The following is a 15,091-nucleotide window of genomic DNA, read 5'->3' as shown; positions in this document are numbered from 1 at the left end:
CCTTTTGGGCTTACTCGGCGGTCAGCCCGATCACATTGCCAAAGCCCGGGTGCTGGGCAATGAAGTTCTCGCTGCCGTCAAAGTTCATCAGCCGGTAACCGAGGCCGATCAGGAAGGCCTCCAGCGCGCGCTTTTGCTCGGCGTACCAGTCAAAGGCCCAGGCCTCGTAGATGATGGGCGGGAAGCCACTGCGCAAGAGCGTGCCGGCAGCGCCTTGCAGCACCTCCAGCTCCAGGCCCTCGACGTCGATCTTGACCAGGCGCACCCGCTCGATGAAGAGCGAGTCCAGGTTGACGATCTTGACCTTGACTTGGTCGCCCTTGAACTCGCCCCCCCGCACCTCGCGCCGCATGTCGGCACTGAGGCTGAAGGAGCCGATGTTGATCTCCTCCGAGTAGACCGGCAGGGTCACCTCGATCTCGGTCTCGGCACGCCCCAGGCCAAAGGGGTGGGCGGTGACATTGCCCAGCCGGTTCAGCATCACATTGGCGCAGAGCTGGTAGTAGATGGGCGGCTGCACCTCGAAGCAATGGAACTGCAGGCTGGCAAAGCGCTTGGCCATGGGCACCATGAAGCTGCCGAGGTTGGCGCCGATGTCCAGCACCACGCCCTCAGCCACCGGGTTGGCCTGCAGCAGCGCACCCGCCAGCACTTGCAGATTGGGCTCATAGACGCCACGGGCACGCAGGCTCTGCGACACGCCGTGCGTGTCCGGGCCCTGCAGCAGCAGGTAGCGCAGGCCCTCGGGGGTCTGGACGAGTTCGACGTCGGGGAGGTGGCGCATGGTGTCCTCAGACTTGGGCCGTGAAGGTGGGGTAGGACAGGGTCTTGTCCCCCACCACGATGGCCTTGTGCTGGTAGCCAAAGCCGCGCGGGTAGCCGCTCAGCTCCACGGCGCCCGCCGAGTGGTAGAGCACGCTGGCGAGCAGGATCTGCGCGGCCGGCGCGGCCGGGTCCCGCACCAGCACATAGGTCGGGAAGTTCTCCATCGTCAGCACCAGGAAGTGCCAGCCCTCGCGGGCGCAAAAGGCATTGACGGCCTCCACCACGCCAAAGCCTGACTGCTGGGCCGGGCCGTGGTTGGTGTAGTCGTGCCCGAGCAGGAAACCGTCTTGCTTGACCTTAGGCGCGTAGTCGCGCAGGTCGGCGGCCACGCCGGCCTCGCTGTGCAGGCCGTCGAGGTAGACCCAGTCCAGCGAGCCGTCGTCGATCAAGGGCGCGGCATCGCTGCTGTAGGCGCGGTGCAGGGCCACTTGGCCCGACTGCACCTCGGCCGCAAAGGCGGCAGACACCGCCTTGAAGCGGCTCTCCTGCTCGTCGGCCCCGACATTGCCGTAGGCGTCGGTCTTGTAGTCCTCGCGGGCCTGGTGCTCCCAGGGGTCGATCAGGTGGTAGCGCTCTGGCGCCACGGTGCGCAGGATGTGCCGGGCAAAGACGCCTTCGGCCACCCCGATCTCGGCCGCCTCGCCGCCCTTGGGCAGCAGCTTGACGAGATCGAGCCGGGGCATGGAGGTGAGCAGCATGGCGGTCCTAGCGGTAGTTGGTGAATTGCGGGGCGATCTCGTCGTGCAGCACGCGGTCAGCCAGTTGCAGCACGAGCGGATGGAAGACATTGCCCAGCAGCTCGGTCCAGGCCAGTGGGTAGGGGCTGTGGCTGCCGTCCTCAAAGAGCGCGCCGTGGCGGTCTTGCGGGTGGCGGGCCGGGTGCTGGCGCAGCTGCTCCAGCTTGTCGTCCAGCACGGCGTGCGTGCGCTCCATCCAGGCCTGGGTGAAGGGCGAATAGCGCCGGCAGATGAAGGCGCATAGGCCGATGAGCTTGTCGTAGTGCTGGCGCAGCAAATCGCCCACCGGTGGGGGCAGCGGGGCCACGCCATGCGGGCCGATCTCGGTGTAGCCCAGGGCATCGTGCCCCGGCGCCGCCCGCAGCCGCGCAAAGAACGGCGCCCAGGCCCGGTGGGTGTGCTTGATGTCGGTGTAGCCGCCGCCGTAGTGGTGCATCAGGTAGACGCGCAGGTAGTCCGCCTGGTGCGTGGCGCTCAGCAAAGGGAAGGCCGGGTGGAAAGGGTGCTCAGGGTGCTGCCAGTGCGGGATATTGGCCGCCGTCAGCAGCATCACCGGGCAGCCCGTTTGCAGCTGGATGGACAGCAGCGCCTGCACACGCTGGGCCGACATCGGGTTCATGCCCGTCCAGGCGCAGAAGATCACCCCGGTGCGTAGGCCGTCAAACGCGCGTAGATCGTCCACTGGATTCATCCGGGCATCCTAGGCGCCGGGTTGCGGGCTGGATTGCAGGAATTCCCTGCGGCTGGCCGGCTAGTTCTGGCGCGAAGCCCACTGCTGACTCGGTAGCATCCTCCGCTCAAAGTCCCTACCCACGTCCCGCCATGGCTGCAGCACCGTTCTTCTCCATCGTGATGGCCAGCCACCTGCGGCCGCTGACGCTGGCACGCGCCCTCGCCTCCGTGCGCGCGCAAACCGTGCAAGACCTGGAACTCGTGGTCGTGGCCGACGCGCTGGACGTGGACACCGCCGCCGTCATCGCGCGCGACCTCGGCCCCAACGACACCTTCATCAAGCGCACCGGCCGCAACGGCCCCGCTGCCAGCCGCAACCTCGGCCTGGCCACCGCGCGCGGCGAGTGGGTCATCTTCCTGGACGACGACGACACCCTGGGCCCCGACCACCTCGCTACATTGCTGCCCCACTGCCAGCAGCCGGGCAGCCAGGTGCTGTTCACCGACGTCACCGTCGTCACCGAAGACCGCCAACAGCCCGGCATGCCCGAGCTCAGCCGTCAGGTCTCGCCCCTGGGCGCCAACGACGTGAACCTGCTGTGGGTCAAGAACTTCATCCCCCTGCACTGCCTGGCCTACCGCCGCAGCCTGCTGCAGGGGCTCACGTTCGACGCCCACATGGCATCGCAAGAAGACTGGGACTTCCTGCTCGGCGTCTGCAGCCGCGCCCTGCCCCGCCACATCCCTGGCGGCGCCGCCGTGATGCACAAGGACTACGTCAACCCCGGCCAACGCCGCGGCCAACAAGAAGCCTCCAACAACTCCACCGTCATCCTCGACTTCCTGCACGCCTACCGCCGCTGGCCCGCCCCCACGCCCGAGCTGCAAGCCGCCCGGGCCGGGCTGATGAAGAGCGTGGGGCTGGCGTTGCCGGGGGAGTGGTTCTAGCGCATCACGACGAGCTGCACCCGCCGGTTCTGGCTGCGCCCATCGGCGCTGCGGTTGTCGGCCATCGGGGCGCTTTCCCCGTAGGAAATGGTGGCCATGCGCGCCAGGGGCACACCGGCTCGGGCCAGGTAGAGCCGCACCGCTTCGGCGCGCTGCAGGCCCAAGCGTTGGTTGAAGTCCTCCGGCCCGTTCGCGTCGGTGTGACCCTGGATCTCCAGGAAGACGGGCTGGTTGTCGGTCTTGAGTTTGGCGATGAGTTGGTCAAGCTCGCCGACGGCCTGGGCACTCAGCTCGGCGTGGCCGTTGCGGAACTTGACGCGGTCATCACTCAGCAGCGTGCTCATCGCAAAGGTCGGCACGGGCGCGGGCGTGGCCTTGGCGGCCGCTTGCGCGCGGGCCAGCGCTTCTTGTTGCAAGGCGGCGATGCGTTCTTCGCTGGTCTTGACGCGGCCGTCCAGGGCCTTGAGCCCGCTCTCGTTCCCCGCCGTGCGGTCTCTCAGCTCCCCCACCTGCGTTTGCACCGGCACGATCTGTTCGCGCACGTAGTCTTGAGTCGCACAACCCGCCAGGGTCAGCGTGGCAATCATCAGGGTCAAGCTTGTCAGTCTGAGCATGTGAGCTTCCGAAGTTGAGGGGGCCACGTCATGCCGTGGCATGGTTGACTCTAGGAAGCACCACAAGCCCTTTGCTGCAAGACGTTTCGATCAGCGCTGTCCTGTCACGACCTGGTCGCAAGATTTACGACTTCGCACGCTATCGCCGCAAGAGAAATTAGGGGCTGGACAATCCACGCATGACTACACCTCACACCCTCCGCGTCGACTTTGTGTCCGACATCGTCTGCCCCTGGTGCGCCGTGGGCCTGCACAGTCTGCTGGCCGCCGCCGAGCGGGTGCCTGAGGTGCAACTGGACCTGCACTTCCACCCCTTCGAGCTGAACCCGCAGATGGGCCCTGAGGGCGAGGACCTGCGCGAGCACCTGCAGCGCAAGTACGGCGGTGGCCCCGCGCAGTTCGATCAAGTGCACGAGATGCTGCGTCAGCGTGGCGCGGCGCTGGGCTTTGCCTTCTCGCCGGCCCGCACTCGCATCGTCAACACGCGCGACGCGCACCGGCTGCTGCACTGGGCGGGCCTGAAGGAAGACGGCAGCCAGCAGCGCCTCAAGACCGCCCTGCTGCACGCCTACTTCAGCGAGGGCCGCGATGTCTCTAGCCGCAGCGTGCTGCTGGAGGTGGCCACCGCCTGCGGCCTGGACGCCGCCGCGACGGCCGAGGTGCTGGAGAGCGGCCAGTTTGGCGACGAGGTTGCGGCGGCCGAGCGGCAGATCCAGGCGCAGGGCATCAACTCCGTGCCGGCTATCGTGTTTGAGCAGCAGCACCTGGTGCAGGGTGGTCAGCCGGTGGAGACCTTTGAGCAGGTCTTGCGGCAGTTGGCCGCGCGACCAAGCTGAGCGGCCTGAGACAATCGGCCCCGTGCCAGCCCGCCCTTCGGCGGGCTGCGTGTTTGTGGAGCTGAGTTTGTTCAAGAACCTGATCGTCTTTCGCATCGGCGAGGCCTGGCAGCCTGATGCCCAGCAGTTGGAAGACGCCCTCGCCAACGACCTGTTTGCCCCCTGCTCGCCCACCCAGGCCCTGGCCTTTGGCTGGGCCCCGCCGCGCGGCGATGAGCACGGCGCCCTGATTGAAATCGTCGGCGGCCAATGGCTGCTCAAGCTCGCGCGCGAGCAGCGCCTGCTGCCCAGCTCGGTGGTCAACGACCACGTGGACACCCTGGCCCAGCGCGTCGAGGCCGAGACCGGCCGCAAGCCGGGCAAGAAGCTGCGCCGCGACCTCAAGGACCAGGCCCTGCTGGACCTGCTGCCCCAGGCCTTCACCAAGCGCTCGGCCACCCGGGTGTGGATCGACCCAACCCAGCGCCTGCTGATGGTGGACGCGGGCTCGGCTGGCCGTGCCGACGAGGTCACCACCATGCTCGTGCGCGCCAGCAGCGACCTGCCCCTGAGCCTGATCAACACCGCCGAGAGCCCCGCTGCCTGCATGGCCGCCTGGCTGGCGGACGGCACGGCGCCCGAGGGTTTCCAGATCGAACGCGAGTGCGAGCTCAAGGGCCACGACGACGAGAAGCCCGTCGTCCGCTACGCCCGCCACCCGCTCGACACCGACGAGGTGCGCCAGCACCTCACCGCCGGCAAGCTGCCGACGCGCCTGGCCCTCTCCTGGCGCGAGCGCGTGGGCTTCACGCTGACCGACACGATGGCGATCAAGAAGATCAACTTCCTCGACCTCGCGCTGGAAGGCCAAACCGCTGGTGAGGGTGACGACGCCTTTGATGCCGACGCCGCGCTGGCCACCGGCCTGCTGTCCAAGATGATCCCGGCCTTGATCGACGGGCTGGGTGGGGAGCAGGCGTTTGGGGAGGCGGCAGCCGCTGCTCCAGCGCCTGCGCTGGCGCCGGCTGCCGAAGCGGTCGAGGGCGAAGCGCCCTGGTAAGAAGCTAAGTCACGGTCACTCGGCAGCCGCCGGCTCAGCGTCGGTGTGCCGCTCAGGCTCGGCGGTGCGCAGGATCTCGTTCAGCACCGACGTCGCGTAGTTGCCCGCTGGCAGGGCGAACGTGATCACCAGTTGATCGGCCTGCGGCCATTCCCAGGCCATGTCCACCGGGCGCGCCACCAGTGAGCGGCGCTCCTGGTCCAGCCCGGCATGCTCCATGCCGTCGCACAAGGCGGCATGCTGCGCGGCCACGCCGTTCTCAAGCGCCTGCGCTTGGTCGCTGCTGCTCACCCGGCCTCGCCCCCAGAGCGGCCCCGTGGGCAGGCCGGCCTCGTCCATCACGTCGCCGGGCAGGGTCTGGCCCCACAAGCCTTGCTGGATGCGTAGCGCCAGCACCTCGTTGAAGACAAACGAGCGCACCGCCGACAGATAGATGCCCTTCTTCTTCGGGTTGCGCACCCGAATCTCGCGCGCCAGCATCGCGCGGCCCTGCTCCACATTGCCGCCGTCATGCCCAAAGCGCTGCGCGCCAAAGTAGTTGGGCACACCGCGTGACGCCACGGCTTGCAGATTGGCCTCGATGGCCGCACGGTCACCCTCCACTTCACGCAACACGATGCGGAAGTGGTTGCCCTGCAAGTCCCCCGGGCGCAGCTTCTTCACGTGGCGAGTCTGGCTCAGCACCTTGAACTCCGGGTGCTGAAGCTGGGTCAGGTCCGGCGTCTCTCCCTTGGGCAAATAAATGCTGAACCACTGCCGCGTGATGGCGTAGCGGTCCTTGAGGCCGGCATAGCCCACGTCTCGCTCCTGCACGCCTGCAGCCTCGGCCAACTGCTGGGCCACAAAGGCCGTGTTGGCGCCGTTCTTCTCAACGTCGAGCCAGATGTGCTCGCCCTCGCCCGAGGGGAGTTGCAAGGGCAGCTCGGTCACCTGGAAGTCTTCGTTGAGGAGCTTCAGGGTGGCGCTGGCACCGGTGAGCGGGTAGGCGTTGGGCCAGGTCGGTAGCGTGGTGTAGATGGTCATTGAGGGCGGACTACCAAGTCTTGAACGGCTGCACAGCGAGGTTGGCATTGAGGTAGCGCTTGTCCTCCGTCACCTCGGCCCCCAGCCACTCCGGCCGGTCAAACGCCTGCGCCTCATCCTGCAGTTCGATCTCGGCCACGATGAGGCCGGCGTTGTCGCCGAGGAACTCGTCGATCTCCCAGACCAGGCCCCCACCCGCTGGGCAGAGGTGACGCCATTTGTCGATGACGGGGCCGTCGGCGAGTTGCAGGAGCTGGTGGGCCTCGGCGACGGGGATGGGGTACTCAAACTCCAGGCGCGCTAGCCCTTGAGGGGCGCCCTTGATGGTGAGAAAGCCTTGCTCGCCGGCCACGCGCACGCGCACCACGCGGCTGGGCTCGCGGCAGAGGTAGCCCTGGGTCAGGCGTTGGCGGCTGGTGGTGGCGGCGCGCCAGGCCTCGCTCTGGACCAGGAATTTGCGTTCGATCTCAATGCCCATCTCTGCTCCGTGCTGCGGCTTCACGCAGCTTGTCTTTCTTGCTCTTGCGGGTGGTGCTCTTGACGCCGCCGGTGGCCTGCGCCTCGGTGGCCACGGCCTGGGGCTCGAAGCCGGCCAATTGCTCGCGCGGCACGCGCTGGCCTTGGCGCTTTTCGATGAGGCGGAAGTGGCTCTCGGCGTTCTCGGGGCTGTCGGCGCAGATGAAGCTGATGGCCACGCCGCTGGCCCCCGCCCGGCCAGTGCGGCCGATGCGGTGGGTGTAGTCGGCGGCGGAGCGCGGCAGCTCGTAGTTGATGACGGCGTCGAGCGCCTCGATGTGCAGGCCGCGCGCGGCCACGTCGGTGGCGACGAGCACGGCGACGGTGCCGCTTTTGAGCGCCTCCAGCACCTCGCGGCGCGCACCCTGGCTCAGCTCGCCATGCAGCGCGGCGGCCTTGAAGCCGTGGGCGTGCAGCTTCTCGGCCACCAGCTCGGCGGTGTAGCGGCTGGCCACAAACACCAGCGTGCGCGGCCAGGCCTCGTCGGTGAGCAACTGGCGCAGGGCGGGCAGGCGCTGGGCGCGGTCGAGCTGCAGGGCGCGCTGGGTGATCTGGGGCGGCGCTTCCTCGATGGTGATGCGCACGGGCTCGTGCAGCAGTTGCTCGGCCAGGGCTTGCACGGCGGGCGGGCAAGTGGCCGAGAACAGCAGGGTTTGGTGACGCTTGGGCAGCAGGGTCAGCACACGCTGCAGCTCGTCCGCAAAGCCTTGGTTCAGCAGCCTGTCGGCTTCGTCCAGCACCAGGCATTCGACGCCCGCAAGCGTCAGGCCGTTGTGGTCCAGCAGGTCGAGCAGGCGGCCGGGGGTGGCCACCATCACATCGCAGCCGCCGCGCAGGGCCATCAGCTGCGGGTTGATGGAGACGCCGCCAAAGGCCAGCGCGCACCGCGGGCGGTCCAGCAGGCGGGCGGCGAGGTTGCGAAACAGCTCGGCCGTTTGCGCTGCCAGCTCGCGCGTGGGCGCCAATACCAGCACACGAGGGTCGCGCCGGGCCGTGCCTTGCACCAGCAGTTGCAGCAGCGGCAGCGCGAAGGCGGCCGTCTTGCCGGAGCCGGTCTGGGCCAGGGCGAGCACGTCGCGGCCGGCCAGGATGGGCGGCAGCGCGGCGGCTTGCACAGCGGTGGGGGCGTCATAGCCCTCGTCGCGCGCGGTGCGCACGAGCGCGGGGGTGAGGCCCAGGGAGGCGAATGGCATGGAGGGTCAGGCTCTCAGGACTCGAAGAGGGGCTGTTGGTCACCCGCAAGCTGGCCGGCGGCGCGCGCCTCGATGAGCAGCAGGCGGCGTTTGGTCTCGATGCCACCGGGAGCTGAGAAGCCGGTGGCGGCACCGCCCTCGCCCATCACGCGGTGGCAAGGGACGATGGGTGCAAAGGGGTTGCGCGATTCAGCCGCCCCCACGGCGCGGGCGGCTCCGGGCTGGCCGAGTGCTCTCGCCAACTCGCCGTAGGTGCGCGTCTGGCCGATGGGGATCTCGCGGGTCAGCGCCAGCACCTCGCGCTCGAAGGCGCCGAGCTGGGCCCAGCCGGCGGGGTCGAGCGGCACGGCCAGCAGCTCGCGGTGGTCGGTGGCCTCACCGGCGAGCAGGCGGGTGATGCGGGCGGCGGCGTCTGAGATGGTTGAAGGCATAGCGGCTTCTTCAGCCCCTGCGAAACGGCGGGCGATGGTGGCGCGCAACGCCGCCTCGTCAATGCCGGGCAGCAGGCAGGCGCGCACCCCCGCCTCGCCCTGCCCTTGCCACGCCAAGGCGCAGTGCCCCAGCGCGGTGGGGAACAAGGCAAAGGCAAGTGCCACGGCGCAGCGTCTCAGGCCGCCTGGCGCACCACGGCGCCGAGCCGGGCCTCGGTGGCCTGGCGGGCCACCTCGCGCGGGGCCAGGGTCTTCAAGCGATGGTCGCTCCAGATCTGGCGCCAGCGGCGGCTGCCGGGCGTGCCATTCCAGAGGCCCAGCGCGTGGCGCATGGCGTGGGACCAGGGCGTGCCCGCCGCATGCAGCCGGTCCAGGTAAGCCAGCCAGGCGTCCTCGACCTGCTCGCGCGACGTGGCCGGGTCGGGCGCGCCGAAGAAGCGCGAGTCCCACTGCGCCATGGACCAGGGCTCGTGATAGGCCTCGCGGCCGACCATCACGCCGTCCACTAGGGCCAGTTGCTCGGCGATCTGATCGGGCGTCTTGATGCCGCCATTGAGGGCGATGGTGAGCTGCGGGAAGTCGCGCTTGAGCTGGGCCACCAGCTCGTAGCGCAGCGGCGGGATCTCGCGGTTCTCCTTGGGGCTGAGGCCCTGCAGCCAGGCATTGCGAGCGTGGACGATGAAGACCTCGCAGCCCGCTGCGGCCACGGTGCCGACAAAGTCGCGCACAAACTCGTAGCGCTCGATCTTGTCGATGCCAATGCGGTGCTTGACGGTGACGGGCAGGCGCGTGGCGTCGCGCATGGCCTTGACGCAATCGGCCACCAGCTGCGGCTCGGCCATCAGGCAGGCCCCAAAGGCGCCGCGCTGCACGCGCTCGCTGGGGCAGCCGCAGTTGAGGTTGACCTCGTCATAGCCCCAGCGCTCGGCCAGACGCGCGCAGGTGGCCAAGTCCTCGGGCTCGCTGCCGCCCAGTTGCAGCGCCACTGGGTGCTCCTCGGAGTTGAAGTCGAGGTGGCGCGGCTGGTCGCCATGGATCAAGGCGCCGGTCGTCACCATCTCGGTGTAGAGCAGCGCGTGGCGGGTGATGAGGCGGTGGAAGTAGCGGCAATGCCGGTCGGTCCAGTCCATCATGGGCGCGACGGACAGGCGCCAGGGGGAAAACGTCGGGGGGCTGAGGCTCACCCCGCGATTGTCTTATGGAGCCCTGCGGCGCGCTGTGCGGTAGGCCGGGATCAACACCAGGCCCAGCGCCCACAGCGCGGCAGACGCCGGCTCGGGCACGGCCGCCACGTTGGCCCAGGCGACGGCGGGCAGCACGGCATCGCCCTGCATCCGCAGCAAGGTGACGCCGGGGCTGACGCTGAGGCCGAGCTGGCCGGCGAAGTCCAGGTCCAGGGTGCCGCCGTTTTGGGCGCTGATGACGCCGTCGCTCGGCTGCCGGGAGCGCACATCCAGCGCGGCGTAGAGGCTGATGAAGCCGCTGCACAGGCCCCGGGCGACGCTGCAGCCGCCGGGCTGCAGGGCGCCGCTGAAGCTGAGGGTCTCACCGGCCACCGAGGTCTCGCTGCGCCAGACGGGGTCGAGGTAGAGGTGGGACTCGCCGGTATCGACACCGGCCAGGTGCAGGTAGGCCTGGGCACCGCCGACGCGGCCGCTGTCGCTGCCGTCGGCCAGCACCGTGCCGTTCACGCGCATCTGGAGCTGGACGTTGATGGGCTCGGCACGGTCAATGGCGTAGACGACTTCGAAGGTCTCAAACAGCTCGGCCCAGCCGTAGTTGGACCCATAGGCCTCGCGCGTGCCGAGGCCGGCGGCATAGGCCGCGCGCTGGCTGCTGGACTGGAGCGTGAGCCGGCCGGCGTCCAGGTCGCTCTGCACCGCGATGCGACCACCAAAGGGCTGGGCGGCGGCACCCGGCAGCGGCTGGAGCAGGCCGCTGGCATCGAGCGTGATGGCGGCGCTGTGGGCGCCGTCATCAACCCGCAGGCTGCCGTGGGCCACGTCATCCAGCGGGGTGCCAACGCTGAGCACGCTGCCGAGCGGGGCGCCGTCACGCCAGCTTTGGCCTTCAGCGCGGGCGGCGTCGAGGTTCCAGGTGGACCAGGTGCCGATGTTGGCGCCGGCCTGCGCGCGGCCAGCCTGGGCGGGGCTGGCGAGCAGGGTCAGCAGGAGCGCAAGGGCGAGTGACGCAGGGCGCAGGGGTGGCATGGCGGGGCGCTTTCGGTGGGGTGGTGAACACACCAACGCGAAAACGGGCGGCGCCCGGACAGGGCAACAGCAGCGCCCCGTGAGTCAGGGATCGGCGGTGATCAGCCCAGGTCGGCCAGGGGGTGGGCGTCCGGCGCCCAGGGGCTGGTGAGGAAGGCCTCGACCTCGGCGCTGTCCACCTCGGCCAGGCGGGCGGGCTGCCAGCGGGGTTGGTGGTCCTTGTCGATGGCCAGGGCGCGGATGCCCTCAACGGCGTCGCAGCGCTCGGGCGGGCGGGCGTGGAAGCAGTGGTGCATGGTGTCGCGCTCGGCGCGCAGCTGCTGGGCCAGGGTCAGGCCCCGCGCACGGCGCAGGCGCGCCAGGCTGACAGAAAGCAGCGTGGGGCACAGGGTCCGCAGCTGCTGGAGCGTAGCCTGGGCCCAGTCGTTGGGGTCGCTTTGCAGCGAGTCCAGGATGGCCGCCACGCTGGGCTGGCCAAAGTGGCGGTCGATGCGCTCGAGCGCGGTGTCCGGGTTGGACGGGGGGGCCAGGTCGGCCCGCTCCATCACGGTGGCCACCACGTGCTCGGCGCTGGGCTGGGCGCCGTGGCACAGGGCCTCGATGAGGCCGGGCATGTGCTGGCTTTGCACGTAGACATCGCCCAGGCCCCACTCGATGGCGTCGTCGCAGGCGATGGCGGTGCCAGTGAGGGCCAGCCACTCGCCGATATGGCCGGGGCATTGGCCGAGGAACCAGCCCGCCCCGACGTCGGGGAAGAGGCCGATGCGCGTCTCGGGCATGGCCAGGCGCGAGTGCTCGGTCAGCACGCGCAGCTTGGCGCCTTGGCTGATGCCCATGCCGCCGCCCATCACAAAGCCTTCCATCAGCGCGAGCGTGGGCTTGGCGTAGCTGTGGATCAGGTGGTCGAGGCGGTATTCCTCGGTGAAGAAGGCGTCGAGATCGGGGTCGCCGCGCAGCACGGCGCCGTGCATGAAGCGGATGTCACCCCCGGCGCAGAACACCGGGCCCTTGCCCGGGCGCGGCGCGCCCAGCATCACCACGGCCTGCACGCGCGGGTCGCTGGCCCAGTGGCGCAGCAGCACGGTCATGTCGCGCACCATGGCCAGGCTCAGGGCATTGAGCGCCTCGGGCCGGTTCAGGGTGATGACGCCGAGGCAGCCGTTGACGTGGGCCAGGATCTGGCCTTGCGAGCTGAGGGGCGGGATCAGGTCGTTCATGGCGAAGGGCTTCAGGCTTGAAGGGGCGGCGTGCGGGGGGCCAGCAGTTCATTCAGCGCCAGGGCGAGCAGCACAAGCGCCGCGCCGCCCAGCGCTGCAGGGCCCGGAGTTTCGCCGGCAAAAGCCCAAGCCCACAGCACGCCGAGCAGGGTCTCCATCTGCCCGAGCAGCGCCACCTCGTGGGCGGGCAGCACGCGCATCAGGTGCACCACCAGCAGGCAGGGCACGGCGAGCTGAAAGAGGCCCAGGCTGCTGAGCCAGGCCAGGTCCTGTGCGTTGGCGCGCAGGGGCCAGGCCAGCGGCAGCAGGCACACGGCGCTGATCAAGGCGCCCAGCAGCACGGCGGGCAGCATGTCCGTGCCGGGCTGCCCGTGGCTACGCGCGGCCACGGCCTGCAGCAAACACCAGTTGGCGGCCGCGCCCAGCGGCACCAAGAGCGCCACCAGCATGCCTTGCCAGCCCTGCCCCAGCTGCGCCTGCTGCGCAAACATCCAGCCAATGCCAACGCTGGCCAGCAGGATGGCGAACCAAGTGCGAGCGGCCAGCCTCTGGTGCAGGAAGCTGCGCGCAAACAGCGCCGTGAGCAAGGGGCCGAGCGACATGGTGACCAGCACATTGGCCACGGTCGTCATCGTCAAGGCCAGCATGAAGGCGCTGAACTGCAGCGCCCAGAACACGCCCGAGGCCCAGAGCGGCCAACCGCCAGTACGCAAGGCCACCAGCAGCGCGCGCCCGCGCAGCCACAGCAGCAGCGGCACCAGCGCCAGCGCCGTGAAGGCACTGCGCCAGAAGGTCACCTCAAAGCCCTGCGCCTGCTGCAACTGCCGGCTGACGACGCCCGCGCTGCTCCAGAGCAGCGTGACGAGCAGCATCAGCCCAACCGCTGCGCGATGGGTCACGGGTGCACCCTTCGTGCTTCGCACTGTCCCGCCGTGCGGGAATGAGCCCCTTCGGGCGGCCGAGCGGGGCTCATGAGCCAGCAGGAATCAGCTGCCCGAGTTCTCGCGCGCAGCGCGCTTGCGGTCGTTCTCGCTCAGGTGGCGCTTGCGCACCCGCACGCTCTTGGGCGTGATCTCGACGAGTTCATCGTCGTCGATGAAGTCCACGCCGTACTCGAGCGTCAGCTCGATGGGGGGCGTGATCTTGATGGCGTCTTCCTTGCCCGACACACGGAAGTTGGTCAGCTGCTTGGTGCGCGTGGCGTTGACGACGAGGTCGTTGTCGCGGCTGTGGATGCCGACGATCATGCCTTCGTAGACGGGGTCATTGGGCTTGACGAACATGCGGCCACGGTCGTCGAGCTTGCCCAGCGCGTAGGTGAAGATTTCGCCCGCGTCCATGGAAATCAACACGCCGTTCTTGCGGCCGCCGATCTCGCCCTTGTGGGCTTCGTAGCCGTCGAAGATGGAGGAGATCAGGCCCGAGCCACGCGTCAGGTTCATGAACTCATTGGCAAAGCCGATCAGGCCACGCGCCGGGATGCGGTACTCCAGGCGCACGCGGCCGTGGCCATCGGGTTCCATGTTGATCAAGTCGCCCTTGCGCAGGCCCAGCGCCTGCATCACGCCGCCTTGGTGGATTTCTTCGACGTCAGCGGTCACCAGCTCCATGGGCTCGCTCTTGACGCCGTCGATGTCCTTGAACATCACGCGCGGCTTGGAGACAGCCAGCTCGTAGCCCTCACGGCGCATGTTTTCCAGCAGGATGGTCAGGTGCAGTTCGCCCCGGCCGCAGACCTCGAAGACGCCGTCCTCGCCGGTCTCGGAGACGCGCAGGGCCACGTTGTGCTGCAGTTCCTTTTGCAGGCGGTCCCAGATCTGGCGGCTGGTGACGTACTTGCCTTCGCGGCCGGCCAGCGGGCTGGTGTTGACGCAGAAGTTCATGGTCAGCGTGGGCTCGTCCACCTTGAGCATGGGCAGCGGCTGGGGGTTGGCCGGGTCGGTCACGGTCACGCCGATGCCGATGTCCTCGATGCCGTTGATCAGCACGATGTTGCCGGGGCCGGCTTCAGTGACCTGCACGCGGTCCAGGCCGTGGAAGGTCAGCACCTGGTTGATGCGGCCATTGACGGACTTGCCGTCCGGGCCTTCCATGACGGTGACCTGCATGCCCGGCTTGATGGTGCCCTGGCTGATGCGGCCCACGCCAATGCGGCCGACGAAGGTGGAGAAATCGAGCGCCGAGATCTGCAGTTGCAGCGGCGCGGCCGGGTCGCCGGACTGAGCCGGGACGTGCTTGAGGATGGTCTCGAACAGGGCCGACATGTCGGGGCCCCACTGCTCGCCCGGCGCGCCCTCGGTCAGCGAGGTCCAGCCATTGATGCCGGAGGCATAGACGACGGGGAAGTCGAGCTGCTCGTCGGTGGCGCCGAGCTTGTCAAAGAGGTCAAAGGCGGCATTGACGACGGCATCGCACTTGGCACCGGGCTTGTCCACCTTGTTCACCACCACGATGGGGCGCAGGCCGAGGGCCAGGGCCTTCTTGGTGACGAAGCGGGTCTGGGGCATCGGGCCTTCTTGCGCATCGATCAGCAGCACCACGCCGTCGACCATCGAGAGCGCGCGCTCCACCTCGCCACCGAAGTCCGCGTGCCCGGGGGTGTCGACGATGTTGATGTGGGTGCCGCCCCAGGAGACGGCGCAGTTCTTGGCCAGGATGGTGATGCCGCGCTCGCGCTCGATGGCATTGCTGTCCATCACGGTGTCGACGACCTTTTCATGGTCGGCGAAGGTGCCGCTCTGGCGGAGCAGTTGGTCAACCATGGTGGTCTTGCCATGGTCAACGTGGGCAATGATGGCGATGTTGCGGATCGGGGTGCTCATGGGAGAAC

General features: G+C 68.8%; 16 protein-coding genes. 3 read left to right on the top strand and 13 right to left on the bottom strand.

Going from position 1 to position 15,091, the window contains the following annotated elements; genetic code table 11:
* Positions 1–10: 10 nt before the first annotated feature.
* The 3 genes from ABDJ85_RS15915 to ABDJ85_RS15905 are packed head-to-tail and all read right to left on the bottom strand — an operon-like array spanning position 11 to position 2,253.
* On the bottom strand, positions 11–784 hold the full coding sequence (locus tag ABDJ85_RS15915; RefSeq protein WP_347705781.1) for an FkbM family methyltransferase: 774 nt from the start codon (positions 782–784) through the stop codon (positions 11–13).
* Positions 785–791: 7 nt separating this feature from the next.
* Positions 792–1,523, bottom strand: a complete 732-nt coding sequence (locus tag ABDJ85_RS15910; protein ID WP_347705780.1) for a class I SAM-dependent methyltransferase — start codon at positions 1,521–1,523, stop codon at positions 792–794.
* A gap of 7 nt (positions 1,524–1,530) precedes the next feature.
* Positions 1,531–2,253 (bottom strand): glycosyltransferase family 32 protein, encoded by a 723-nt coding sequence (locus ABDJ85_RS15905; protein WP_347705779.1) that lies wholly within the window; start codon positions 2,251–2,253, stop codon positions 1,531–1,533.
* 131 nt (positions 2,254–2,384) lie between these two features.
* On the opposite strand from ABDJ85_RS15905, the gene ABDJ85_RS15900 reads away from it, so the two are divergent.
* Positions 2,385–3,182, top strand: coding sequence for a glycosyltransferase family 2 protein (locus ABDJ85_RS15900; RefSeq protein ID WP_347705778.1), 798 nt, complete (start codon positions 2,385–2,387; stop codon positions 3,180–3,182).
* Here ABDJ85_RS15900 and ABDJ85_RS15895 read toward each other — a convergent pair.
* The gene (locus ABDJ85_RS15895; RefSeq protein ID WP_347705777.1) at positions 3,179–3,769 is read right to left on the bottom strand and encodes an OmpA family protein; all 591 of its coding nucleotides are present in this window, start codon (positions 3,767–3,769) and stop codon (positions 3,179–3,181) included. The genes ABDJ85_RS15900 and ABDJ85_RS15895 overlap by 4 nt on opposite strands.
* Before the next feature lie 206 nt (positions 3,770–3,975).
* Between ABDJ85_RS15895 and ABDJ85_RS15890 the strand changes: the two genes are divergently transcribed.
* Positions 3,976–4,632: a DsbA family oxidoreductase gene (locus tag ABDJ85_RS15890; RefSeq protein ID WP_347705776.1), complete on the top strand. Its 657-nt coding sequence runs from the start codon at positions 3,976–3,978 to the stop codon at positions 4,630–4,632.
* Between the two features lie 22 nt (positions 4,633–4,654).
* Positions 4,655–5,671, top strand: a complete 1,017-nt coding sequence (locus ABDJ85_RS15885) for a recombination-associated protein RdgC (protein WP_347705775.1) — start codon at positions 4,655–4,657, stop codon at positions 5,669–5,671.
* Between the two features lie 15 nt (positions 5,672–5,686).
* Here ABDJ85_RS15885 and truD read toward each other — a convergent pair whose 3' ends face one another.
* The 9 genes from truD to typA form a co-directional block, all read right to left on the bottom strand.
* Positions 5,687–6,694 carry a tRNA pseudouridine(13) synthase TruD gene (gene truD / locus ABDJ85_RS15880; protein WP_347705774.1) on the bottom strand — a complete coding sequence of 336 codons (1,008 nt, stop codon included), beginning with the start codon at positions 6,692–6,694 and terminating at the stop codon, positions 5,687–5,689.
* Positions 6,695–6,704: 10 nt separating this feature from the next.
* Positions 6,705–7,172, bottom strand: a complete 468-nt coding sequence (locus ABDJ85_RS15875) for a CYTH domain-containing protein (RefSeq protein WP_347705773.1) — start codon at positions 7,170–7,172, stop codon at positions 6,705–6,707.
* Entirely contained in the window at positions 7,162–8,403 is a 1,242-nt protein-coding gene (locus ABDJ85_RS15870) for a DEAD/DEAH box helicase (RefSeq protein ID WP_347705772.1), read from the bottom strand. The genes ABDJ85_RS15875 and ABDJ85_RS15870 overlap by 11 nt, the downstream gene beginning before the upstream one ends.
* Positions 8,404–8,417: 14 nt before the next feature.
* The gene (locus tag ABDJ85_RS15865) at positions 8,418–8,999 is read right to left on the bottom strand and encodes a methylated-DNA--[protein]-cysteine S-methyltransferase (protein WP_347705771.1); all 582 of its coding nucleotides are present in this window, start codon (positions 8,997–8,999) and stop codon (positions 8,418–8,420) included.
* A gap of 11 nt (positions 9,000–9,010) precedes the next feature.
* Positions 9,011–9,967, bottom strand: a complete 957-nt coding sequence (dusA, locus tag ABDJ85_RS15860) for a tRNA dihydrouridine(20/20a) synthase DusA (protein WP_347705960.1) — start codon at positions 9,965–9,967, stop codon at positions 9,011–9,013.
* A 63-nt stretch (positions 9,968–10,030) separates the two neighbouring features.
* Positions 10,031–11,044 (bottom strand): hypothetical protein, encoded by a 1,014-nt coding sequence (locus tag ABDJ85_RS15855; protein WP_347705770.1) that lies wholly within the window; start codon positions 11,042–11,044, stop codon positions 10,031–10,033.
* Positions 11,045–11,145: 101 nt separating this feature from the next.
* The gene (locus tag ABDJ85_RS15850; RefSeq protein ID WP_347705769.1) at positions 11,146–12,261 is read right to left on the bottom strand and encodes an enoyl-CoA hydratase/isomerase family protein; all 1,116 of its coding nucleotides are present in this window, start codon (positions 12,259–12,261) and stop codon (positions 11,146–11,148) included.
* An 11-nt stretch (positions 12,262–12,272) separates the two neighbouring features.
* Positions 12,273–13,160 (bottom strand): DMT family transporter, encoded by an 888-nt coding sequence (locus ABDJ85_RS15845; protein ID WP_347705768.1) that lies wholly within the window; start codon positions 13,158–13,160, stop codon positions 12,273–12,275.
* A gap of 87 nt (positions 13,161–13,247) precedes the next feature.
* Complete coding sequence (typA, locus tag ABDJ85_RS15840) at positions 13,248–15,083, bottom strand: translational GTPase TypA (protein ID WP_347705767.1); 1,836 nt, start codon at positions 15,081–15,083, stop codon at positions 13,248–13,250.
* Between the last annotated feature and the right edge of the window lie 8 nt (positions 15,084–15,091).

The sequence above is a fragment of the Roseateles paludis genome (genome assembly GCF_039872745.1).
Classification (GTDB): domain Bacteria; phylum Pseudomonadota; class Gammaproteobacteria; order Burkholderiales; family Burkholderiaceae_C; genus Pelomonas; species Pelomonas paludis.
The sequence above is the reverse complement of the archived record's forward strand: the minus strand, read 5'-3'. Positions and strand labels throughout refer to the sequence as shown.

Coding starts and splice junctions, on each gene's coding strand:
- ABDJ85_RS15915 (WP_347705781.1), bottom strand. CDS start 784: ATGCGCCACCTCCCCGACGTCGAACTCGTCCAGACCCCCGAGGGCCTG.
- ABDJ85_RS15910 (WP_347705780.1), bottom strand. CDS start 1,523: ATGCTGCTCACCTCCATGCCCCGGCTCGATCTCGTCAAGCTGCTGCCC.
- ABDJ85_RS15905 (WP_347705779.1), bottom strand. CDS start 2,253: ATGAATCCAGTGGACGATCTACGCGCGTTTGACGGCCTACGCACCGGG.
- ABDJ85_RS15900 (WP_347705778.1), top strand. CDS start 2,385: ATGGCTGCAGCACCGTTCTTCTCCATCGTGATGGCCAGCCACCTGCGG.
- ABDJ85_RS15895 (WP_347705777.1), bottom strand. CDS start 3,769: ATGATTGCCACGCTGACCCTGGCGGGTTGTGCGACTCAAGACTACGTG.
- ABDJ85_RS15890 (WP_347705776.1), top strand. CDS start 3,976: ATGACTACACCTCACACCCTCCGCGTCGACTTTGTGTCCGACATCGTC.
- truD (WP_347705774.1), bottom strand. CDS start 6,694: ATGACCATCTACACCACGCTACCGACCTGGCCCAACGCCTACCCGCTC.
- ABDJ85_RS15875 (WP_347705773.1), bottom strand. CDS start 7,172: ATGGGCATTGAGATCGAACGCAAATTCCTGGTCCAGAGCGAGGCCTGG.
- ABDJ85_RS15870 (WP_347705772.1), bottom strand. CDS start 8,403: ATGCCATTCGCCTCCCTGGGCCTCACCCCCGCGCTCGTGCGCACCGCG.
- dusA (WP_347705960.1), bottom strand. CDS start 9,967: ATGATGGACTGGACCGACCGGCATTGCCGCTACTTCCACCGCCTCATC.
- ABDJ85_RS15855 (WP_347705770.1), bottom strand. CDS start 11,044: ATGCCACCCCTGCGCCCTGCGTCACTCGCCCTTGCGCTCCTGCTGACC.
- ABDJ85_RS15850 (WP_347705769.1), bottom strand. CDS start 12,261: ATGAACGACCTGATCCCGCCCCTCAGCTCGCAAGGCCAGATCCTGGCC.
- typA (WP_347705767.1), bottom strand. CDS start 15,083: ATGAGCACCCCGATCCGCAACATCGCCATCATTGCCCACGTTGACCAT.